The sequence below is a fragment of the Kitasatospora sp. NPDC053057 genome (assembly GCF_044546945.1).
GTDB lineage: Bacteria > Actinomycetota > Actinomycetes > Streptomycetales > Streptomycetaceae > Kitasatospora.
The window spans coordinates 28,756-46,909 of sequence record NZ_JBITZP010000045.1; the positions used below are offsets into that span (position 1 = coordinate 28,756).

Genomic DNA, 18,154 nt, shown 5'->3' on the forward strand with positions numbered 1-18,154 from the left:
GCCCGTCGCCCCCCCCCCCCCCCCCCCCCCCCCGCGCCCCCGCCCGCCCCCCCCCCCCCCCCCCCCCCCCCCCCCCCCCCCGCGGCCGTGAAACCGTCTAGCGGGCCTCGACCGGCTCGCCGCTGTCCTGGTCGAGGTTGAACACCCGCCGGTAGGAGTCGGTGACCACGGTGATCTGCGCCCGCCCGGTCCAACTCGCCTCCACCAGCCGGGCGTCGTCCGGGGCGCCGCCGACGTCCGCGAGCAGCCAGCGCCGGGCCGACCAGCCCTGGCCGCTCTCCAGCAGCACCTGCCAGTGCTCACCGGCCTGCGGCCCGGAGTCGTACGAGCGGTGCACCACCACGAGGGTCCGCTCCGCGCCGGCCGGGGCGTCCTCCCGGCTGCGGGTCTCGGCCGCCGACACCTTGTGCGCGGCCAGCACGCCGAGCAGGAACACCACGCCGGCGGTCACCGTGACCGCCCGGGTGGCCGCCCGTACGGCGGTGCGGCGGTCGCTCAGCCAGGCGGCGGCGATCAGCGCGGCCAGCGCGCCGCCGAGCAGCAGCTCCGGCCGGTTCAGCAGGTCGGCGACCAGCATCAGGCCGCCCGAGCGGCTCTCCCACTGCCCCTCGGTGTACAGCAGGACGGCCACCGCCCCGCAGGCCAGCAGCACCCGGACGAGGGTGCGCCTGGTCCGCGGCCTCCGGTTGTTCCGGCGCTCGTTCATCGTCCCCCCGGTCATGTGCTCACAGCTCCGCGAGAAGCTTCCGGCCCTCCGGCCAGTCGCCCAGCCCCGAGTCCGAGTTGAGGTGCCCGTACGCGCCCGGCTCGACGTACCGGGCGCCCCAGGCCGCGGCGAACTCCCGGGCCCGCCCGGGAGTCACCCAGGGGTCGTCGGTGGAGGAGACCACCACGGTCGGGAACGGGAACCGTTCCAGCGCCACCGGCCGGAAGCCCCGCAGCTCCGGTACCTCGGCGGTGTCGACGTCCGCCGGGGCGACCAGCAGCGCGCCCCGCACGGCGGCGGTCCGCCCGGCCGACGCCCCCGCCACCCAGCGGGCCGCGGTGACGCAGCCCAGGCTGTGCGCGACCAGCACCACCGGCCCCTCGGCGGCGGCCGCCGCCACCGCCGCGTCCACCCGGGCCACCCAGTCGTGCTGCTCCGGGTGATCCCAGTCCGCCTGCTCGACCCGGCGGAAGGCCTCCGGCTCGGCGGCCTCCCAGCGGGTCTGCCAGTGCGCGGGGCCGGAGTTCTGGTAGCCGGGCAGGACGAGGTAGGTGGTGCGGTCGGGCATGTGCTCCTCCGGGAGGCGGTCGGCCGGCTGCGGGCAGTGGACGTCCGGTGGACGGGCGGTGGGTGGTCGGTGGACGGTCGGTGGGCGGGCAGCACGAGAGTCTAGGCCGCACCCGCCCCGGCGCCGCAGCCGGGCGCGCACCAAGGCGACCCGCACGCCCACGGCTACATCAAGACGGCCACCGGCCCGGTGGACGGCACCCTGCTCGACCCCTTGATGGCCGGCTCCGGCCCGGCCTGGTGGCTCGGCGCCGCCCCGGCGGCGCTCAGCGAACTGCGCCGTGGCTGAGCAACCGGGCTACGGCGCCGGGATTACGGCGCCGGGGCCAGGGCTGCGCCCGCCGGTTCCGCTGCCGGTTCCACCGGCAGTTCCCTTGCCGGTTCCACCGGGAGTGGGGCCCGCGGGCGCCGGTCGGCCGCCCAGGCCAGCACCGCGACCACGGCGCCGGAGGCGGCCAGTCCGGAGCCGACCAGGGTCGGCGAGGTCCAGCCGAACCCGGCGTCCAGCGCCAGCCCGCCGAAGTACGCCCCCTGGGCGTTGGCCAGGTTGAAGGCGCCCTGCACCGTGGCCGAGGCCAGGGTGGGCGCGCTGCGCGCCTTCTGCATGACCAGGGTCTGCACCGCCGGGACGATCGCGAAGCCGAAGAGTCCGATCAGCACCACGGTGACGGCCGCGGACCAGCGGGCGTGCGCGGTCACCGCGAACAGCGCCAGCGCGGCCGAGAGCAGTACGAAGGCCGCGCAGACGGTCGGCCGCAGCGCCCGGTCGGCGGCGAACCCGCCGAGCACGTTGCCGATCGTCATCCCCACCCCGAACAGCGCCAGCACCAGGGTCACCGAGCCGGTCGCGTACCCGGAGACCTCGGTGAGCAGCGGAGCGATGTAGCTGTAGCAGGCGAACAGGCCGCCGCAGCCGAGCACCACGGTGGCGAGCGCCAGCCACAGCTGCCCGCTGCGGAAGGCCCGCAGCTCGTGCCGCAGCCCGGACTGGGCGGGGGAGGGGAGGGCGGGCACCAGCCGGGCGATGGCGAGCGTCCCGGCGGTGGCGATCAGCACCACCACCAGCATGGTCGCCCGCCAGCCCAGGTGCTGGCCGAGCAGGGTGGCGGCCGGGACGCCGACGATGTTGGCGACGGTCAGCCCGGAGAACATCACCGCCACGGCCCGGGCCCGGCGGTCCGGCGCCACCAGCTCGGCGGCGGCCACCGCCCCGGCCCCGAAGAAGGCGCCGTGCGGCAGCCCGGTGATCAGCCGGGCGGCGGCCAGCGTCCAGAAGTCGGGCGCCAGCGCGCACAGCAGGTTGCCGGTCGCGAACAGCCCGGCGAGCGCCACCAGCACCGCCTTGCGGGGCTTCCCGGCGGCCAGCGCGGTGAGCAGCGGCGCGCCGACCACCACCCCCAGCGCGTAGGCGGAGATCAGCCAGCCCGCCTGCGGGATGGAGACGTGCAGACTGCCGGCGACCTGGGGAAGCAACCCCATGGCGGCGAATTCGGTGGTCCCGATGGCGAAAGCGGTGACGGCCAGCGCGAACAGCGCGAGAGGCAAGGGGGTGACTCCGGGGTGATGCCCACGCCCGGAACGGCGCGCGGCGGGTGATTCGTTCACCGGGCATCCTAATCCGGCCGGATGACGCCCTCGTGAGGCCCGTGTGACGAACAGGGGATGCGTGACCGAAGGAGGTCGCCGATGCGGCCGCGGCGCGGGAGACTGAGGGCATGTGCCGCAACATCAAGACGCTGCGACCGCCCGTGACGCCCGACGCCCACGAGGAGGACTTCCGCGCCGCCGCGCTGCAGTACGTCCGCAAGGTGTCCGGCTTCCGCGCCCCGGCCGCCCACAACCGCGAGGCCTTCGACCGGGCCGTGGACGCGGTCGCCGAGGCCACCGCCCGGCTGCTCGCCGAGCTGGAGGTCCGCGGTTCGCACGCCCGGGACGCCGAGGCCACGGTGTAGCGACCGGCCCGGCGCGTACGAGCCGCCGACAGGGAGCAGGAGCCGGTGATGAACCCCGCCAACCGTTACGCCCTCACCTTCCCCGGCACGCCCGGTACCCAGGCCCCGCAGGACGTGGTCGTGGTCACCCGGACCGATGCCAAGGGCCCGGGCGGGCACCCCGTGTACGAGGACGCCACCAGGATCGTCCGGGCCGAGATCAGCGACGCGGGCGAGGTCAGGATGCTCGCCAGCGGCGGCCACCAGACCCCGCACCTGCCCGTGCACGCCCATCCGCTGCCCTAGGGTCCTCTCGCTGCCCCCAGGGTCCTCTCGAAGCACCACCCGCGGGCCCGTTCGTGGGGCACAATCGCCCCATGACCACAGCGATTTGGCAGGGGACCGTCGTCGCCGAGAGCGAGGACACCGTCGTCGTCGAGGGCAACCACTACTTTCCGGTCGACTCCGTCCGGGCCGAGTACCTGCGGCCCTCCGACACCACCACGGTGTGCGGCTGGAAGGGCACCGCGAACTACTACACGCTGGAGGTGGCCGGGCAGACCAACCCGGACGCCGTCTGGTACTACGCCGACCCGAAGCCCGAGGCCGAGCACGTCCGGGGCCGGGTGGCCTTCTGGCACGGCGTGGAGATCACCGAGTAGCGCACCACGAGGCCCCCGGCCCGCGGCGGCCGAAGCTCCTGGCGATCGGGGGTCGGGGGTCGGGGGCCGGGGGTCGGGGGGCCGGGTCAGGCGGCCGGGGGCGGGGCGACCGCCCCGCGGCCCGCCTTGACGCCGTTCACCATCGCCTGGTGGACGGCCCGCGCGGTGGTCTCGTCCGCCGCGGGCACCGGACTGCCGGAGACCGTGTACCAATCGAGCGCGCCGGTGTACTGGACGGTCAGTCGCGCCTCGCCGTCCACCCACGTGGTGTGCACGGTGAGGTCGCCGGAGATCGGCCCGACCTCGGCGGTGGTGACCCCGCCGGGGCCGCTGATGATCGACTGGGTGGTCCAGGTCGCCCACGAGGTGCGCGGGTCCGCGGGCGGCCGGGCCTGTCGGCCGGTTTGATCGTGTTCGGTCATGCGCCTATCCTCCCCCGCCGGTGAGCCGCCGCCCGGGCAGCGACACCTGCGGTCGCAGGGACCGCCCGGTTTCCGCCGGGCGGTCGGATCGGTGTGACGGGCGGTCAGCTGTTCGCGCGGGGTTCGTCCAGCATGGGGGCGCCCTCCGCCTGGGAGGTGTCCTGTGCGTGCAGGTTCTGCATCGAGGTGATGCCCTCCTCGGGATCTGCGGCGCGGACGTCCTCCTCGCGGTCGGTGCTCACTTCGGAGCGTTCGCTCATGTCGGTCATCGCGGGCTCCGTCTCCTCGGCCGGTCCCGGCACCCCCGGGCCGGAGGCGTGGTTGGGCCGGGTCTGTCTGTCGCCCCTCCAGCCTGCCTCCGGCCCGGCGTCTAGGCCAGCCGGGTGACCGGCGCGCCGCGCCGCCGACGCCGCCCCGCGCTCCCGCGCAGGGGCCGGTCGCGCTCACCAGGTCACGGACAGTGACCGCATCCCGTAGATGAACGATTCCGTACGGAACTCTCGCTCACCCTCCGTGACGGCCAGCCGCAGCCCGGGCAGCCGTCGGAACAGGGTCTCCAGGGCGATCTGGAGCTCGGCGCGGGCCAGCGGCTGGCCCAGGCACTGGTGCACGCCGAAACCGAACGCCATGTGCCGACGGGCGTCCCGCTCCAGGTCCAGTTCGTCCGCGGGGCGCCGGTCGGTGCCGCCGAACACCTCCTCGTCCCGGTTGGCGGTGGAGACCATCGCGATCACGCCCTCCCCGGCCCGGACCGTGACGCCGCCCAGCTCCACGTCCTCCAGCGCCACCCGGGGCAGCCCGGTGTGCACGATGGTCAGCAGGCGCAGCAGTTCCTCCACCGCGCCGGGCAGCGCGGCCGGGTCGGCAAGCCTGGCTATCTGCTCGGGCTGCTCCAGCAGCAGGGCGGTCGACAGCGAGATCATGTTCGCGGTCGTCTCGTGCCCGGCGATCAGCAGCAGGACCCCCGTGCTGGCGACCTCGTCCACGGTCAGGTCGTCCCGCACGGCGAGCCGGCTCAGGATGTCGTCCTCCGGCTGCTCGCGCTTGCGGGCCGCCAGGGCGCGCAGGTACTCCAGGACCTCGTCCCTGGCGGCCTTGAGCTGCTCCGTGGTGCTCTCCCGGCTGAGCAGGGTGCGGCTCAGGCCCTGGAAGCGGTCGCGGTCCTCGTACGGCACGCCGAGCAGCAGGCAGATCACCAGCGAGGGCACCGGGAGCGCGAACTCGGCGACCAGGTCGGCCTCGGTGCGGCCCTCGGTCATCCGGTCCAGCGCCTCGTCCACGATCCGCTGGATCTCCGGGCGCAGCGCGGCCACCCGCTTGACCAGGAAGTCGCCGGTGACCATGCGGCGCTGCCGGGCGTGCTCGGGGTCGTCGAGCCGCAGGAAGCTCGGGTTGTCGGTGACCAGCGTCTCGCGGCTGCCGGGGACCAGCAGCGGGAAGGCCGGGTTGCGCATGTCCGCGCTGAACCGGTGGTCGGACAGGACGGTGCGGACCTCGGCGTAGCCGGTCGCCAGCCAGCAGGAGCTGCCGTCGGGCAGGTCGGCGCGGGTCATCGGGGCGGTGGCGGCGGCTTCGGTGTAGGCGGGCGGCGGGGCGAACGGGCAGCCGCTTGAGTGCGGGGCCGGCAGCGGGACGGCCTGGGCGGTGGGTGTGGTGGTCAAGGTGGGGGTCTCCTTGCGTCGCGGTGTGCTGGTGTCGCGGTGTCCTCGTAAGGTCGTGGGGTTCGCGGGGTTGTGAGGTTCTCAAGGGGGACGGACAAGGCCCGTCCGTCAGGCGCCGGCCTGGGCAGCCCCGTCCTCGGTGACGGTGATCGCACCGCCCGGGCAGAGCTCGGCGGCCAGTCTGACGTCGTCGAACTGGTCGGGCCGGATGGTGGTCTGACGGAGCCTCACCAGACTGTCCCGGTCGTCTTGGTCGAAGACCGCGGGGACGTTCATGACGCACATCCCCGAACTGCAGCAACGATCCCGGTCGACGCTCACCTGCATGTCGGGCACCTCTCGCCAGTGCGCCGCCGGCTGCCCGGCGGCCGCCTCTCGTTGTCATCGCCAACCTAACCGCCGCTCGTCCGTCCACGGAGGGCTCGGCAGCCGGATCACCGAGATTGGCCGATTCGACCCTCGTTGCAGCAGGCCTGCGGCGCGGCAGGTTTGAATCGACGCTACTCCGTCGGGCGAGGCGGTCGCAGCCCCGCAGGGCGCGCCTACAGCCCCTCGTCGGCCGCGAGTTCCCGTACGGTGGTGACGGTGTCGGCCTCGGCGGCGCTCTTGTCCGGCCGGTAGCGCACCACCCGGGCGAACCGCAGTGCCAGCCCGGCGGGGTAGCGGGGGCTGTGCTGGAGACCGTCGAAGGCGATCTCGACGACCAGTTCCGGCCGGACCCACACCGTCCGGGCGTCCCGCTCGGTCTCCCGCGCGAGCAGCTCGGCGGTCTGCCAGACGAGCGTCGCGTCCGTCAGCCCCTTGAAGGTCTTGCCGAGCATCACCCACGGGCCGAGACCCGGCTCGCCCGCGGTCGCCCGGGCCCCCAGGTGCAGGTTGCTCAGGAACCCCTGCCGCCGGCCGCTGCCCCACTCGGCGGCCAGTACCACCAGGTCCAGGGTGTGCCGGGGCTTCACCTTGATCCAGCCCGCCCCACGCCGCCCGGCCGCGTAGCCGGCCGCCGGGTCCTTCACCAGCACGCCCTCGTGGCCGAGCGCCAGCGCCTCCCGGAAGAACGCCAGCGCCTGCGCCCGGTCCCCGGTCTCGGTCCGGGCCACCCGCAGCCCCTCCGGCACCGCCTCGGCCAGCGCCGCCCAGCGCTCCCGGCCCGGATGGTCCACCAGGTCCTCGCCGTCCCGGTGCAACAGGTCGAAGAAGTAGACGCTGAGCGGCACTTCGGCCCGCAGCCGGTCCGGATCCTGCCGGGAGGCGGAGCGCGCGGCGGTCTCCTGGAACGGGCGCGGCCGCCCGTCCGGACCGAGCGCGATCGCCTCACCGTCCAGCACCGCCGTCCGCAACGGCAACGCCAGCGCCGCCTCCACCACCTCCGGCACGCGCGCGGTGATGTCGTCCAGGCTGCGGGTGAACACCGCCACCTCACCGCCGTCCCGGTGCACCTGCACCCGGATCCCGTCCAACTTCCACTCCACCCCCGCCGGACCGGTGCGCTCCAGCGCCGACGCCACATCCGGCGCCGAGGCCGCCAGCATCGGCCGCACCGCCCGACCCACCTCCAGCCCGAACGCCGCCAACGCCGCCGCCCCACCCCCCAGCGCCGCCTCCGCCACCGCCCGCGCCGACCCCCGGAACATCAACGCCCGCCGCACCGCCGCCACCGGCACCCCGGCCGCCTGCGCCACCGCCTCCCCGACCAGAGCGTCCAGGGCCCCCTGCCGCAGATCCCCGACCAGCACCGCCCGCAGGAACCCCTGCTCCACCTCCGTCGCCCGCCCGAACAGCCCCACCAGCAACCGCCGCCGCTCCGCCTGCGACCCCGGCCCGCGCACCCCCGCGATCCGCTCCAGCTCCCGCTCCACCTCCCGCACCCCCAACGAGGCCCCCGCCGCCGGCCCCGGCAGATCCCGCAGCCCCGCCCAGCCCACGCCCGTCCGCAACCGCTGCGCCTCACCCGACAGCAACACCACCGCCGCCGCCCCCTCCTCCACCCCCAGCTCCCGCAGACACCCCGCCAACAACCCCACCTTCGCCCGCCGCCCGGGCTCCGCCGCCACCTCCCGCGACACCACCGCCAACCGCCGCAACCCCATCCGCCCACACCTCCACCCCCAGCATCGACGCGCCAGCGCATGCGTGCACCCGGGTACCGTGGGCAACGCTCCGGTGCCGGGCACCCGCCGGGTCAGAGCTCGGTGAGCTCGCCCAGGCCCAGGGTGCGCAGGGTGTGGTTGGCCAGCTGCAGGTGGCCGACGGCGTTGGGGTGGGCGGGGTCGTCGAGCCACGGGATCGCCTCGCCGTCGGGGAACGCGGCGAGCCAGTGCGCCTCGTGGTCGACGAGCAGCGCGCCGGTCTCGGCGGCGAGTTCGCGGACGGCCTGGCAGTACGCGGGCATCTCGGCGCGGGGTGCGCGTCCGGAGTGGCTGACCACGAGGGGCGTGTGCAGCACGATCTGGGCGCCGGCGGAGCGGCGGATGATCTCGCGCATGGCGTCGCGGTATTCGGCGAGCCCGTCCAGCCCGGCGCGCGCGTCGTTGGTGCCGAGCGACAGCGACAGCACGTCCGGTGCGAACCGGCCGATCACGAAGTCGTACGCCCCGAGCACGTCGGTGGCCCGCCAGGCGGACACGCCCGTGTTGACCACGACGTCCGTCAGTCGGTCCAGCTGCCAGCAGACCCGTTCCTGCACGTGCTCGACCCAGCCGCGCGCGCCGTGGGTGTGGTAGACGGCCTGGGTGATGCTGTCCCCGGCCATCACCCAGGTCATCGGGTTGTCGGAAAGCTCGACCATGTGACGTTCCCTCTTGGACTGCAGCTCGCAGCTCCCTGCCGCGACGCTCGGGAAGGTGATCTTAGAGGACGACCAGGAAGTCGTCCTGATCACCGCCGACCCCGGCTCACCCACGGCCCGGGCCCCGCAGACCCTGGCCGACCAGGCGACCTGACCCGCAGGCGGCCCGCATCGGCCATCGGCGTTACTGCTTGACAGGGTGCGTAATACTGTAACGCGCGCGGTCCGAGGCGCCGTCGGAGCGGGCCGCGCCCGCGTCCTCTCAGCAGCTCGGAGCACCACATGCACCCCTTCCTCGACCACCCGGGGCCGCTGGCCTTCGCGCACCGGGGCGGTGAGCTCGGGCATCCGGAGAACTCGCTCGCCGCGTTCGAGGCCGCCGTCGCGCTCGGGTACCGGTACCTGGAGACGGATGTGCACGCCACCGCGGACGGTGTGCTGGTGGCCTTCCACGACTCCCGGCTGGACCGGGTGACCGACCGCGCCGGGGCGGTGGCCGAGCTGCCGTGGGAGGAAGTCCGGCGGGCCCGGATCGGGGGTACGGAGCCGGTGCCGCTGCTGGAGGACCTGCTCGCGGCGTTCCCCGGGGCCCGTTTCAACGTGGACGTGAAGGCGGCGCCGGCCGTCGGGCCGCTGGTCGAGGCGATCCGCCGGACCGACGCCTGGGACCGGGTCTGCGTCGGAGGCTTCTCCGACAGCCGCCTCGCCGCGGTCCGCGCCGCCGCCGGTCCCCGGCTGGCCACCTCGCTGGGGCCGCGCGAGGTGGCCCGGCTGCGGCTGCGCTCCCTGGCCGGGCCGCCGCTGACCCGCCGCGTGGCGCCCTTCGCCGGGGTGTGCGCACAGGTGCCGGAGCGGCACCGGGGAGTGCGGGTGGTCGACCGGGCCTTCGTCCGGGCCGCCCACCGGCTCGGACTGCAGGTCCACGTGTGGACTGTGGACGATCCCACACGGATCAGGGCTCTCCTCGACCTGGGTGTGGATGGCATCATGGCGGATCGCATCGACGTCCTGCGGGACGTCCTCGGCGAGCGCGGCTGCTGGACGGACGGCAGCACCGGCTCCAGCACGGTGAAATAGGAGCCCCATGAGCACCACGGACCACTTGCCGGACGACGTCTCGTCGCCCCCGGCAGCCGCCGGCGACGGCCGGGACCTTCGCCGGATGCAGTTCGGCTGGTACATCAACGACTGGGCCAACGCGGCCTTCTCGGCCACCGTCCTGACGGTGTTCCTCGGGCCGTACCTGACCGAGGTGGCGAAGAACGCCGCCGACGCGTCCGGCAACGTGCACCCGCTGGGCCTGACGATCCGTGCCGGATCGTTCTTCCCGTACACGGTCTCCTTCTCCGTGCTGATCTCGGTCGCGGTGATGCTGCTGACCGGCACGGTCGCCGACCGCACCGGGCGGCACAAGGAGCTGATGTGCGCCTTCGCCTACGTCGGCGCGCTCGCCACCATGGGGATGTTCCTCCTGCACGGCGACCGCTACCTGCTCGGCGGCGCGCTGCTGGTGGTCGCCAACATCGCGTACGCGGTGTCCGTGGCGCTCTCCTACGCCTACCTCCCGGGCCTGGCCGCCCCCGACGAGCGCGACGCGGTCTCCTCCAAGGGCTGGGCCTACGGCTACGCGGGCGGCGGACTGCTGCTGATCGCCAACCTGGCGCTGTTCCAGGGCCACGACGCGCTCGGCCTCGCCTCCGGCACCGCCGTACGGATCTGCCTGGCCTCGGCCGGCCTGTGGTGGGCGCTGTTCACGATCGTCCCGATGCTGCGGCTGCCCTCCCGGGCCGGCGTCGTCCGCGAGCGCGCCGCGGCCGCGCCCGACCAGCCCGCCGCCGGCAGCCTGCGCGAACTCGGCCGCACCCTCAAGGGCATGCGCAAGCACCCGCTCACGCTGCTCTACCTGGCCGCCTTCCTCTGCTACAACGACGGCATCCAGACCGTCGTGTCGCAGGCCTCGCTGTACGGCAGCGAGGAGCTCGGCATGGAGCAGACCTCGCTGGTCATCGCCGTCCTGATGGTCCAGATCGTGGCGATCGGCGGCGCGCTGCTGCTCGGCCGGATCGCCCGCCGCTACGGCGCCAAGAAGACCATCCTCGGCTCGCTGGTCGGCTGGGTGATCACCCTGGCGCTCGGCTACCTCATGCCCGCCCACCAGCCCGCCTGGTTCTACGCCCTGGCCTGCATGATCGGCCTGGTGCTCGGCGGCAGCCAGGCGCTCTCCCGCTCGCTGTTCTCCCACCTCATCCCGGCCGGCCGGGAGGCCGAGTACTTCAGCGTCTACAAGGTCAGCGACCGCGGCACCAGCTGGATGGGCCCGCTGGTCTTCGGCCTCGCCTACCAGATCACCGGCAGCTACCGCTCGGCGATCATCTCGCTGCTGATCTTCTTCGTGATCGGCTTCGCCGTGCTGGTGAAGGTCCCGGTGCGCCGCGCCATCGAGGCCGTCGGCAACCCGGTGCCCGAGCGCCTCTGACCTCATCGGTGGCGGCCGGGCACGCAGCCCGGCCGCCCGAGCGGGCTCACAGGCCGGTGATCAGCCGGCCGATACCGTCGAGGAACTCCTCCAGGGTGCCGGCGGTGAGCTCGAAGTCGCCGTCGCAGGAGGCCGTGGTCGACTTCCAGACCCGCCCGGTGTGTCCGGTCGCGAACAGGTGGCCTCCGCCGTCGCTGCCGAAGACCAGCGCCAGCCGCTCGCCCTCGATGGCGGGGACGCCGTACTCGCGCAGGTGCCCCGTGACCACCTCCGGGGAGTGGATGAAGTAGCCGTTGTCGACGTCGGGCAGGGACGCCCGGTCGAGCACCCGGTAGAGCGTCGCCAGATCGGCGGGGACCGGCAGCAGCTCGCCGAGCGCGTCCGCCGCCCGCCGGCTGTCGTCCGTCGCGGAGGCCAACGCGTTCTCGCCGGGCGGGAAGCCGTACCTCGCGGCGAAGGACCGGGTGAACCCGGTGAGGGCCGCGGCGGTCTCCTCGCACCAGGTCCGGAGCCACTCCGGGTCGAGCTGCGGACCGGGCAGCGGTGTGGGGTTCCGGAGGTCGATGGTGATGGACCGGCGCCACCCCGTTCCGGCGCGGGCGGTGCCGGGTTCCGCCCCTTCCGCCCCCTCCTCCTGCTCGGCCCGGAGGTGCTCCATCTCGCGGGCGCCCATGGCGCGCAGCCGCGCCTTGCCCTCCTCGTCGACCTCCTCGCTGCCCGGGTAGAGGACGATGTGCCGGCGCCCGTCCTCGTCCTGCCAGCTGTAGCTCTGGTACTGCGTCGTCGGCTCGTCCACCGCAGGGACCCTCCGCTCGGTGCCGTCGGGGTGACCTACCGTAGGCGATGAGCCCGTACCGGGGGAAAGCGCTTCACTCTCCCGGGTAGTGCCCGCAGGGGTGTGCGGGTAGCCGCCGGAGTGGAGTGCGGGGCCGGTGGTGTTGGCCGGGGTGGAGATCGGCCCGGCGGCCGACGGGGCGTCATGCTGGGCCGACCAGTCCGATCAACCGATCGAGGAGACCGAGTTGAGCACCGCTGCCGCGAACCGTTGGACCATCAGCGCGCCGGAGACCGGGGACTATCCGGCCTGGCGTGAACTCTTCCGCGGGTACTGCGCGTTCTACCGGGTTCCGATGCCGGAGGAGAAGGCCGAGCTGGTGTGGTCCTGGCTCAACGATCCGGCGCACGAACTGGAGGGGCTGCTGGCCCGGGACGGTGACGGGACGCCGGTCGGGCTGGCGCACTTCCGGCCGTTCTCCCGTCCGCTGCACGGGGCGGTCGGCGGGTTCCTGGACGACCTGTTCGTCGCCCCCGAGGTGCGGGGCGGCGGGGCGGTGGACCAGCTGCTGGCCCGGTTGCGGGAGATCGCCGCCGAGCGCGGGTGGAACACGGTGCGGTGGATCACGGCGGACGACAACCACCGGGCGCGCAGCAAGTACGACCAGGTCGCGACCCGGACGATGTTCGTCACCTACGACATGGCCCCGCAGAGCACGGCCCCCGAGGCGCCGGCTGGGGGCACGGCCCGCTGAGCCGACCGGGGCGGGTGACCGGTTCGCCTGACCAAGTCGCCGGATATTCGTTCGGACTTTCTGTTATCGGCCTTCCGTCGGGGGGTCTCCCAGGTGTCGGCACCCGATCAGCCGACCTGGACAGAAAGCAGTGGCCACGTGAACAGCGACGACAGGACGACCATCAGCCCGGTGAGCGGCAGCGGGGACGGCGGTCATGGCCGCCCTGGTGGCCGGGCCGCGCGGCGGGCCGCCGAGCGGCACCAGGGCCGCGGCCGCCGGGGGCGCAGGCGTGGCGGGTTCGTGCCGGTGACGGCGGTCGTCGTCGCCGTGGCCGGGACCGGACTGCTCGCCGCGCTGGCCGGGGCGGGGTACGCGGCGTTCGACGGCAAGCAGACGGACCGCGACCTCGCCGGGCAGTCGGCCGCGGCCGACTCGCTGGTCGCCGCCGAGCTGGGGACCCACGACGGCATCCAGGTGCCGGGCGCCGGGGGCGCCAACCCCTCGGGCACCGCGCTGCCCTCGGGCAGCCCGACGGCGACCGACCCGGCGGCCACCCCGAGCGCGACCGCCACCGCGACCGCCTCGGCCTCCCCGACGGCCCCGCCCACCGCGACGGCGACCGCGACCGCCCGGCCCACCGCCACCGCGAAGCCGAGCCCGACGGCCGCCCGTCCGAGCACGAACGGCGCCGACGCCGCCGCCCAGCGGGCCGCCGCCGCTCCGGCGGCCGCCCCGGCGGGCGGCGGCGCGAACGCCTCGTACGCGCAGCAGGTCGTGGACCTGGTCAACGTCGAGCGCGCCAAGGCCGGTTGCGGCCCGGTCAGCGCCGAGCCCCGGCTGGCGAGCGCGGCCCAGTCGCACAGCGACGACATGGCGGACCGCAACTACTTCGACCACGCCAGCCCCGAGGGCTACCACGCCGACCACCGGATCGAGGCCACCGGCTACCGCTGGAGCACCTGGGGCGAGAACATAGCCCGCGGGCAGAAGGACCCGGCGGCGGTGATGGACGCCTGGATGAACAGTCCGGGCCACCGCGCCAACATCCTGAACTGCTCCTTCACGCAGCTCGGGGTGGGCGTGCGGACCGGTGCCAACGGTCCGTGGTGGACCCAGGTGTTCGCCGCCCCGGCCTGATCGGATCCCCGTCCCGACCCTCGCACGCAGTCCGATTTTCCGATTCCGCGCACATTGTTGTTATCTGATCACTCCCCACAGGTCTCCGAGGAGGCAGCGGCGGACGGAAACACGGCAAGACGGAGTGCGGACCATGAACGCTGATGTGCAGAACAGGACCGGGACGACCCTGGTACGCGCGGCGCAGGCAGGTGACCGGCAGGCCCAGGAGGCCCTGGTCGCCGCCTGGCTGCCGCTCGTCTACAACGTGGCCGGCCGCGCCCTCGGCGGCCACGCCGACGTGGACGACGTCGCCCAGGAGACCATGATCCGGGCCCTGGACGGCCTGGACGGGCTCCGCGAGCCGGAGTCCTTCCGGTCCTGGCTGGTCGCCATCACCATGAACCAGGTCCGCCGCCGCCATGCCGCCGGACAGCAGCAGCCCACCATCGGAGGCCTGGACGAGACCTGGGAAGTCGCGGACCCCCGGGCCGACTTCACCGACCTGACCATCCTGCGGCTCGGCCTGTCCGGCCAGCGGCGCGAAGTGGCCGAGGCCACCCGCTGGCTGGACCCGGACGACCGCGAGCTGCTCGCCCTGTGGTGGCTGGAGGCCAGCGGCGAACTCTCCCGCGCCGAGCTGGCCGAGGCCCTCGACCTGAGCCCGCAGCATGCCGCCGTCCGCGTCCAGCGGATGAAGAAGCAGCTGGAGGCCGGCCGGGTCGTGGTCCGCGCCCTCGGCGCCTACCCGCGCTGCCCCGAACTCACCGAGGTCACCGCCGGGTTCGACGGCACCCCGAACTCGGTCTGGCGCAAGCGGATCGCCCGGCACATCCGAGGCTGCGCCGGCTGCGACGGTCTCGGCCGCGACCTCTTCCCCGCCGAAGGCCTGCTGGCCGGCCTCGCTCTGGTCCCGATCCCCTCGGCCTCGCCCACGCTGCTGCACCTCCAGCACACGGCGGCCACCGCCGCGTCGGCCGCGCACTCCGCCACCGCCACGGGCGCAGCAGGCACCGGCACAGCGGGCACAGTGGGCGCGGGCGGTGCGGGTTCAGGCGCGGGCGGTGCGGGCACCGGTACGGCCACAGGCTCCGGCGCGCACGGCGGTTGGGCCGGCACCGCCGCCCGCAAGGCCGTCCTGGCGGGCGGCGCGGCCGCCGCGGTGGCCGTCACCACCCTGGCCCTGGTCTGGCCGAACCACGGCGAGCCGCCGAGCGTGGCGGTACCCGAACCCAGCGCCCCGGCCGCCGCGATGGACACCCCGGCGGCCCTGCTCGCGACCCCTTCGGCCACTCCCACGCCCACCGCGACGCCGACGCCCACCGAGACCCCGACGCCCACGCCCACACCGACCGCGACCCGGCCGACCACCGCCGCGCCGTCGCCCAACCCGGAACGGCAGCTGGTGGACCTGGTCAACGCCGAACGCGCCAAGGTGGGTTGCGCCCCGCTGCGGATCGACCCCCGGCTGCACAGCTCCGCCCAGAAGCACGCCGACGACATGGCCGCCCGCGGCTTCTTCGACCACGTCAACCCCGACGGCGCCCGCCCGGACGCCCGGATCACCGCGGCCGGCTACCGCTGGTCCCAGTGGGGCGAGAACCTCGACCGGGGCCCGACCGCGCCCGCGAGCGTCTTCGCCCGCTGGATGGACGGCGGCATCCACCAGTCCAACATGCTCGACTGCGGCTTCAAGGACATCGGCGTGGGCGTCGCCGTCGGCCCCGCGGGCACCCTGTGGACCCAGGACCTCGGCGCCCCGATGTCCTGACGAGCCCCGTTCGGCTCGCACGGGGATTGCGTAGCCCAGCCTGGGTCTACGAGGAGACGTCCACCACTCGTGGGCTCCACTTGGAGGAGCCACCGGTCGGGCGTGGACCCGCCCGAGAACTTCGTGGTCCGAAGGAAACGGCCTAGGCGGGCGTGAGCGGCGTCAGGCCGTCCGCCGTGCCGGTCACGAACGCGGTGGGCTGGCCGATCACGCCGCCCGCGTCCCCGACCTGGCCGGGCACCGCGCCCGGTGCGCCGGTCAGCGGAGCGGGCAGCCCCTCCTGACCGCCGACGGCACTGGCGTGCGCACTCGGCGCGGTGAGGGAGGCCACGAAACCGACCGCGATCGAGGCGACGGCGAGCATGCTGCGCTTCTTCATGGCCGGTCCAACGACGGTGCGCCGCAAGGGTTACGGGTGGTTCCGTCCTGTTTGCCTCAGCCGGCCGGCGTCCGGGCGTCGCCCATCGGGGGAGGAGTCACGGTGTCCGCATCGTTCCCATCGGCCGTGGCGGCCGGACGGGCCGCGTCGTCGTAGGTGTCGTTCTCACGGCTGCTGAGCGCGAAGAGCGGCGCGCTGGGTTGCCTGTTGGGCGGGGGAATTTGCACCCGGCCCCGTAGGAGGCCCGCCGGAGGCGTTGGACGGCCCGCGTGCCGGCCGGGGCTAGGCCGGGCGGCAGGCGGGCCGTGGGGACCACCATGGCCTGTCGGACCCGGGACGGCCAGGGGCGCACGGGGGCGCCCGGACGCGTGATGCGGCGCGATCGGGCGGGCGAATCGCGGCAGAGCGTCTGAAAGTAGATCAGAGTCCGCGAAGCGCGTCAGATCGTCCCCGATCCCTCCGCCGCGCCGGGGCCGACCGCCCGTGCGCCGGCGGCAGGGGCGTCCGCCGCCGGAGCCACCGGCGCGACCGTCCAGTCCGGGTGCCCCGGCATCGGCGGGGTGCGCCGCCCGTACAGCCAGTCGTCCAGGAAGCCGCCGAGGTCCTGCCCCGACACCTCGGAGGCGGTGCGCACGTAGTCCCGGGTGGTCGCATTGCCGTACCGGTGCTCGCGCAGGAAGGTGCGCTCGATCCGGTCGAAGGTCGCCGCCCCGACCTTCTCCCGCAGCGCGAACAGCACCAGCGCGCCGCCGGTGTACCGCTGGCTGTCGAAGAGGTTGTCGGCGGTGGGGGAGGCGACCGGCCCGGCGTCGTGGCGCCACTGGTCGCCGAGTCCGTACAGCATGCGCATCCGGTCGACCAGGGTGGTGTGGCCCCAGGCGTCGGGCCAGCCGCGCTCGTAGCGGTAGAGGAGGCCGTAGTAGTCGGCGTGGCCCTCGTTGAGCCACAGGTCGGCCCAGGTGGCGGGGGAGACGCTGTCGCCGAACCAGGAGTGCACCAGCTCGTGCATCATGTGCGAGCCGATCGCCGGCTCGGCCTGGCGCAGGAAGCCGGGCTTGTAGAGGGTGAGGGTCTGGGTCTCCAGCCCGGTGAAGCCGAAGGCCGCCGGGTCGTCGGTATTCGCCGGCAGGATGCCGTAGGACTCGAACGGGAACGGCCCCAAGTGCTGCTCGGCCCAGGTGAGTTGGTCGGCGGTGAGGTCGAGCGCGGGGGCCAGCTCGGCGACCCGGGCGGTCGGGACGACGTCGCGCAGTGGCAGCCCGCGCGGGCCGGTGCGCTCGCGGACGGAGTAGTCGCCGACCGACACCTGGACGAGTTCGGTCGCCATCGGCTCGCGCGAGACGTACCGCCGGGTGGTGCGGCCGTCGCCGATCCGCTCGGTCTGCGTCAACTCCCCGTTGGCGACGCCCAGGAGCGCGTCCGGCGCGGTCACCGCGATGGTGAAGCGGGCCTTGTCGCTCGGGTGGTCGTTGCACGGGAAGACGGTGTGGGCGCTCGCGGGTTGCCCGGCCACCGCGAAGCCGTCGGGGGTCGGCACCCAGCCGGTGTGCGGCAGCGCGGCGCGCGGGTCGGCGGTGTACTCGACGGTCAGCCGTGCGGTGGTGCCCCGGTGCAGCGGATGCGCCGGGGTGACGGTCAGCTTCTCGTCGTGGGTGGCGAACCGCGCCGGGCGCCCGTCGACCCGGACGGCGCGCACGTCCAGCCCGAGCGAATCCAGCTCCAGGCGGGCGAGGGTGCGGGAGAGCCGGGTGGTGATCACCGCGGTGGCGTCCACGGTCCGGGTGTCAGCCCGGTACTCGAAGGACAGGTCGTAGGCGAGCGCGCGGTACCCGGTGTTGCCGAGCGCGGGGAAGACCGGATCGCCCAGCCCGCCCGCGGCGGTGGCCGACGGGACGCTCGCGGACAGCAGCGCCGCACTGAGCACCAGCGCCAGGGCGAGGCCGACACGGGGCCTGAGCAGGGTGATCACCACACTTCGGCAGCGGAGGGGCGGGAGTCGTGCGGCGGTACGTGCGCGACGCACCGGGCACGGATGCTAGTGGACCGTCAGACCCGGCCGTGCGGGATCGACCCGAACCGTGACGACACGCGGACATCCCCCGGACGGACCACGGCGCTGGCGGCGCCTCCGGGCCGGGGCTAACGTTCGAAGTGCTTCGTCCCCTGA

20 protein-coding genes are annotated in these 18,154 nt (G+C 74.4%); 8 read left to right on the forward strand and 12 right to left on the reverse strand.

What is annotated here, in order from left to right; genetic code table 11:
* Positions 1-97: 97 nt before the first annotated feature.
* The 3 genes from ACIG5E_RS32685 to ACIG5E_RS32695 all read right to left on the reverse strand — a co-directional run bounded on the left by ACIG5E_RS32685 (position 98) and on the right by ACIG5E_RS32695 (position 2,818).
* Positions 98-721 (reverse strand): hypothetical protein, encoded by a 624-nt coding sequence (locus ACIG5E_RS32685; protein WP_396539659.1) that lies wholly within the window; start codon positions 719-721, stop codon positions 98-100.
* Positions 722-725: 4 nt separating this feature from the next.
* A complete protein-coding gene (locus tag ACIG5E_RS32690) occupies positions 726-1,274 on the reverse strand; it encodes an RBBP9/YdeN family alpha/beta hydrolase (RefSeq protein WP_396539661.1) in 549 nt (182 codons plus the stop codon).
* Positions 1,275-1,585: 311 nt separating this feature from the next.
* Positions 1,586-2,818: an MFS transporter gene (locus ACIG5E_RS32695; RefSeq protein ID WP_396539663.1), complete on the reverse strand. Its 1,233-nt coding sequence runs from the start codon at positions 2,816-2,818 to the stop codon at positions 1,586-1,588.
* A gap of 170 nt (positions 2,819-2,988) precedes the next feature.
* On the opposite strand from ACIG5E_RS32695, the gene ACIG5E_RS32700 reads away from it, so the two are divergent.
* The 3 genes from ACIG5E_RS32700 (at position 2,989) to ACIG5E_RS32710 (ending at position 3,866) form a co-directional block, all read left to right on the forward strand.
* On the forward strand, positions 2,989-3,225 hold the full coding sequence (locus ACIG5E_RS32700) for a DUF2277 domain-containing protein (protein WP_396539665.1): 237 nt from the start codon (positions 2,989-2,991) through the stop codon (positions 3,223-3,225).
* 48 nt (positions 3,226-3,273) lie between these two features.
* Entirely contained in the window at positions 3,274-3,510 is a 237-nt protein-coding gene (locus ACIG5E_RS32705; protein ID WP_396539667.1) for a DUF6296 family protein, read from the forward strand.
* Between the two features lie 71 nt (positions 3,511-3,581).
* Complete coding sequence (locus ACIG5E_RS32710) at positions 3,582-3,866, forward strand: DUF427 domain-containing protein (protein WP_396539669.1); 285 nt, start codon at positions 3,582-3,584, stop codon at positions 3,864-3,866.
* A gap of 86 nt (positions 3,867-3,952) precedes the next feature.
* Here ACIG5E_RS32710 and ACIG5E_RS32715 read toward each other — a convergent pair whose 3' ends face one another.
* From ACIG5E_RS32715 to ACIG5E_RS32740, 6 genes are all read right to left on the reverse strand, one after another.
* Complete coding sequence (locus ACIG5E_RS32715) at positions 3,953-4,288, reverse strand: hypothetical protein (RefSeq protein ID WP_396539671.1); 336 nt, start codon at positions 4,286-4,288, stop codon at positions 3,953-3,955.
* 104 nt (positions 4,289-4,392) lie between these two features.
* The gene (locus ACIG5E_RS32720; protein WP_396539673.1) at positions 4,393-4,557 is read right to left on the reverse strand and encodes a hypothetical protein; all 165 of its coding nucleotides are present in this window, start codon (positions 4,555-4,557) and stop codon (positions 4,393-4,395) included.
* Between the two features lie 174 nt (positions 4,558-4,731).
* Positions 4,732-5,949, reverse strand: a complete 1,218-nt coding sequence (locus tag ACIG5E_RS32725) for a cytochrome P450 (protein WP_396539675.1) — start codon at positions 5,947-5,949, stop codon at positions 4,732-4,734.
* Between the two features lie 108 nt (positions 5,950-6,057).
* Positions 6,058-6,276, reverse strand: a complete 219-nt coding sequence (locus tag ACIG5E_RS32730; RefSeq protein WP_396539677.1) for a ferredoxin — start codon at positions 6,274-6,276, stop codon at positions 6,058-6,060.
* Positions 6,277-6,491: 215 nt separating this feature from the next.
* The gene (locus tag ACIG5E_RS32735; protein ID WP_396539679.1) at positions 6,492-8,036 is read right to left on the reverse strand and encodes an ATP-dependent DNA ligase; all 1,545 of its coding nucleotides are present in this window, start codon (positions 8,034-8,036) and stop codon (positions 6,492-6,494) included.
* A 92-nt stretch (positions 8,037-8,128) separates the two neighbouring features.
* Positions 8,129-8,734 (reverse strand): SGNH/GDSL hydrolase family protein, encoded by a 606-nt coding sequence (locus ACIG5E_RS32740; protein WP_396539681.1) that lies wholly within the window; start codon positions 8,732-8,734, stop codon positions 8,129-8,131.
* Positions 8,735-9,016: 282 nt separating this feature from the next.
* On the opposite strand from ACIG5E_RS32740, the gene ACIG5E_RS32745 reads away from it, so the two are divergent.
* Together ACIG5E_RS32745 and ACIG5E_RS32750 are read left to right on the forward strand one after the other, a co-directional pair.
* Entirely contained in the window at positions 9,017-9,811 is a 795-nt protein-coding gene (locus ACIG5E_RS32745) for a glycerophosphodiester phosphodiesterase (RefSeq protein WP_396539683.1), read from the forward strand.
* Between the two features lie 7 nt (positions 9,812-9,818).
* Complete coding sequence (locus ACIG5E_RS32750; RefSeq protein WP_396539685.1) at positions 9,819-11,210, forward strand: MFS transporter; 1,392 nt, start codon at positions 9,819-9,821, stop codon at positions 11,208-11,210.
* 46 nt (positions 11,211-11,256) lie between these two features.
* Here the strand turns inward: ACIG5E_RS32750 and ACIG5E_RS32755 are convergent, their stop codons facing one another.
* Entirely contained in the window at positions 11,257-12,006 is a 750-nt protein-coding gene (locus tag ACIG5E_RS32755) for a hypothetical protein (RefSeq protein WP_396539687.1), read from the reverse strand.
* Between the two features lie 226 nt (positions 12,007-12,232).
* Here ACIG5E_RS32755 and ACIG5E_RS32760 point away from each other — a divergent pair, with 226 nt between their 5' ends.
* From ACIG5E_RS32760 to ACIG5E_RS32770, 3 genes are all read left to right on the forward strand, one after another.
* Entirely contained in the window at positions 12,233-12,739 is a 507-nt protein-coding gene (locus ACIG5E_RS32760) for a GNAT family N-acetyltransferase (RefSeq protein WP_396539689.1), read from the forward strand.
* 138 nt (positions 12,740-12,877) lie between these two features.
* Positions 12,878-13,858, forward strand: coding sequence for a CAP domain-containing protein (locus ACIG5E_RS32765; protein ID WP_396539691.1), 981 nt, complete (start codon positions 12,878-12,880; stop codon positions 13,856-13,858).
* Positions 13,859-13,991: 133 nt separating this feature from the next.
* Entirely contained in the window at positions 13,992-15,608 is a 1,617-nt protein-coding gene (locus ACIG5E_RS32770; protein WP_396539693.1) for a sigma-70 family RNA polymerase sigma factor, read from the forward strand.
* Between the two features lie 142 nt (positions 15,609-15,750).
* Here ACIG5E_RS32770 and ACIG5E_RS32775 read toward each other — a convergent pair whose 3' ends face one another.
* Entirely contained in the window at positions 15,751-15,987 is a 237-nt protein-coding gene (locus ACIG5E_RS32775) for a hypothetical protein (protein ID WP_396539695.1), read from the reverse strand.
* A 439-nt stretch (positions 15,988-16,426) separates the two neighbouring features.
* Positions 16,427-17,956 (reverse strand): M1 family metallopeptidase, encoded by a 1,530-nt coding sequence (locus ACIG5E_RS32780; protein WP_396539721.1) that lies wholly within the window; start codon positions 17,954-17,956, stop codon positions 16,427-16,429.
* Positions 17,957-18,154: the final 198 nt, after the last annotated feature.

Bases quoted from the DNA above. Each gene is read 5' to 3' on its own strand.
- ACIG5E_RS32750 (WP_396539685.1), top strand. From the start codon at position 9,819: ATGAGCACCACGGACCACTTGCCGGACGACGTCTCGTCGCCCCCGGCA.
- ACIG5E_RS32705 (WP_396539667.1), top strand. From the start codon at position 3,274: ATGAACCCCGCCAACCGTTACGCCCTCACCTTCCCCGGCACGCCCGGT.
- ACIG5E_RS32740 (WP_396539681.1), bottom strand. From the start codon at position 8,734: ATGGTCGAGCTTTCCGACAACCCGATGACCTGGGTGATGGCCGGGGAC.
- ACIG5E_RS32735 (WP_396539679.1), bottom strand. From the start codon at position 8,036: ATGGGGTTGCGGCGGTTGGCGGTGGTGTCGCGGGAGGTGGCGGCGGAG.
- ACIG5E_RS32770 (WP_396539693.1), top strand. From the start codon at position 13,992: ATGAACGCTGATGTGCAGAACAGGACCGGGACGACCCTGGTACGCGCG.
- ACIG5E_RS32715 (WP_396539671.1), bottom strand. From the start codon at position 4,288: ATGACCGAACACGATCAAACCGGCCGACAGGCCCGGCCGCCCGCGGAC.
- ACIG5E_RS32690 (WP_396539661.1), bottom strand. From the start codon at position 1,274: ATGCCCGACCGCACCACCTACCTCGTCCTGCCCGGCTACCAGAACTCC.
- ACIG5E_RS32710 (WP_396539669.1), top strand. From the start codon at position 3,582: ATGACCACAGCGATTTGGCAGGGGACCGTCGTCGCCGAGAGCGAGGAC.
- ACIG5E_RS32720 (WP_396539673.1), bottom strand. From the start codon at position 4,557: ATGACCGACATGAGCGAACGCTCCGAAGTGAGCACCGACCGCGAGGAG.
- ACIG5E_RS32730 (WP_396539677.1), bottom strand. From the start codon at position 6,276: ATGCAGGTGAGCGTCGACCGGGATCGTTGCTGCAGTTCGGGGATGTGC.
- ACIG5E_RS32775 (WP_396539695.1), bottom strand. From the start codon at position 15,987: ATGAAGAAGCGCAGCATGCTCGCCGTCGCCTCGATCGCGGTCGGTTTC.
- ACIG5E_RS32685 (WP_396539659.1), bottom strand. From the start codon at position 721: ATGACCGGGGGGACGATGAACGAGCGCCGGAACAACCGGAGGCCGCGG.
- ACIG5E_RS32745 (WP_396539683.1), top strand. From the start codon at position 9,017: ATGCACCCCTTCCTCGACCACCCGGGGCCGCTGGCCTTCGCGCACCGG.
- ACIG5E_RS32700 (WP_396539665.1), top strand. From the start codon at position 2,989: ATGTGCCGCAACATCAAGACGCTGCGACCGCCCGTGACGCCCGACGCC.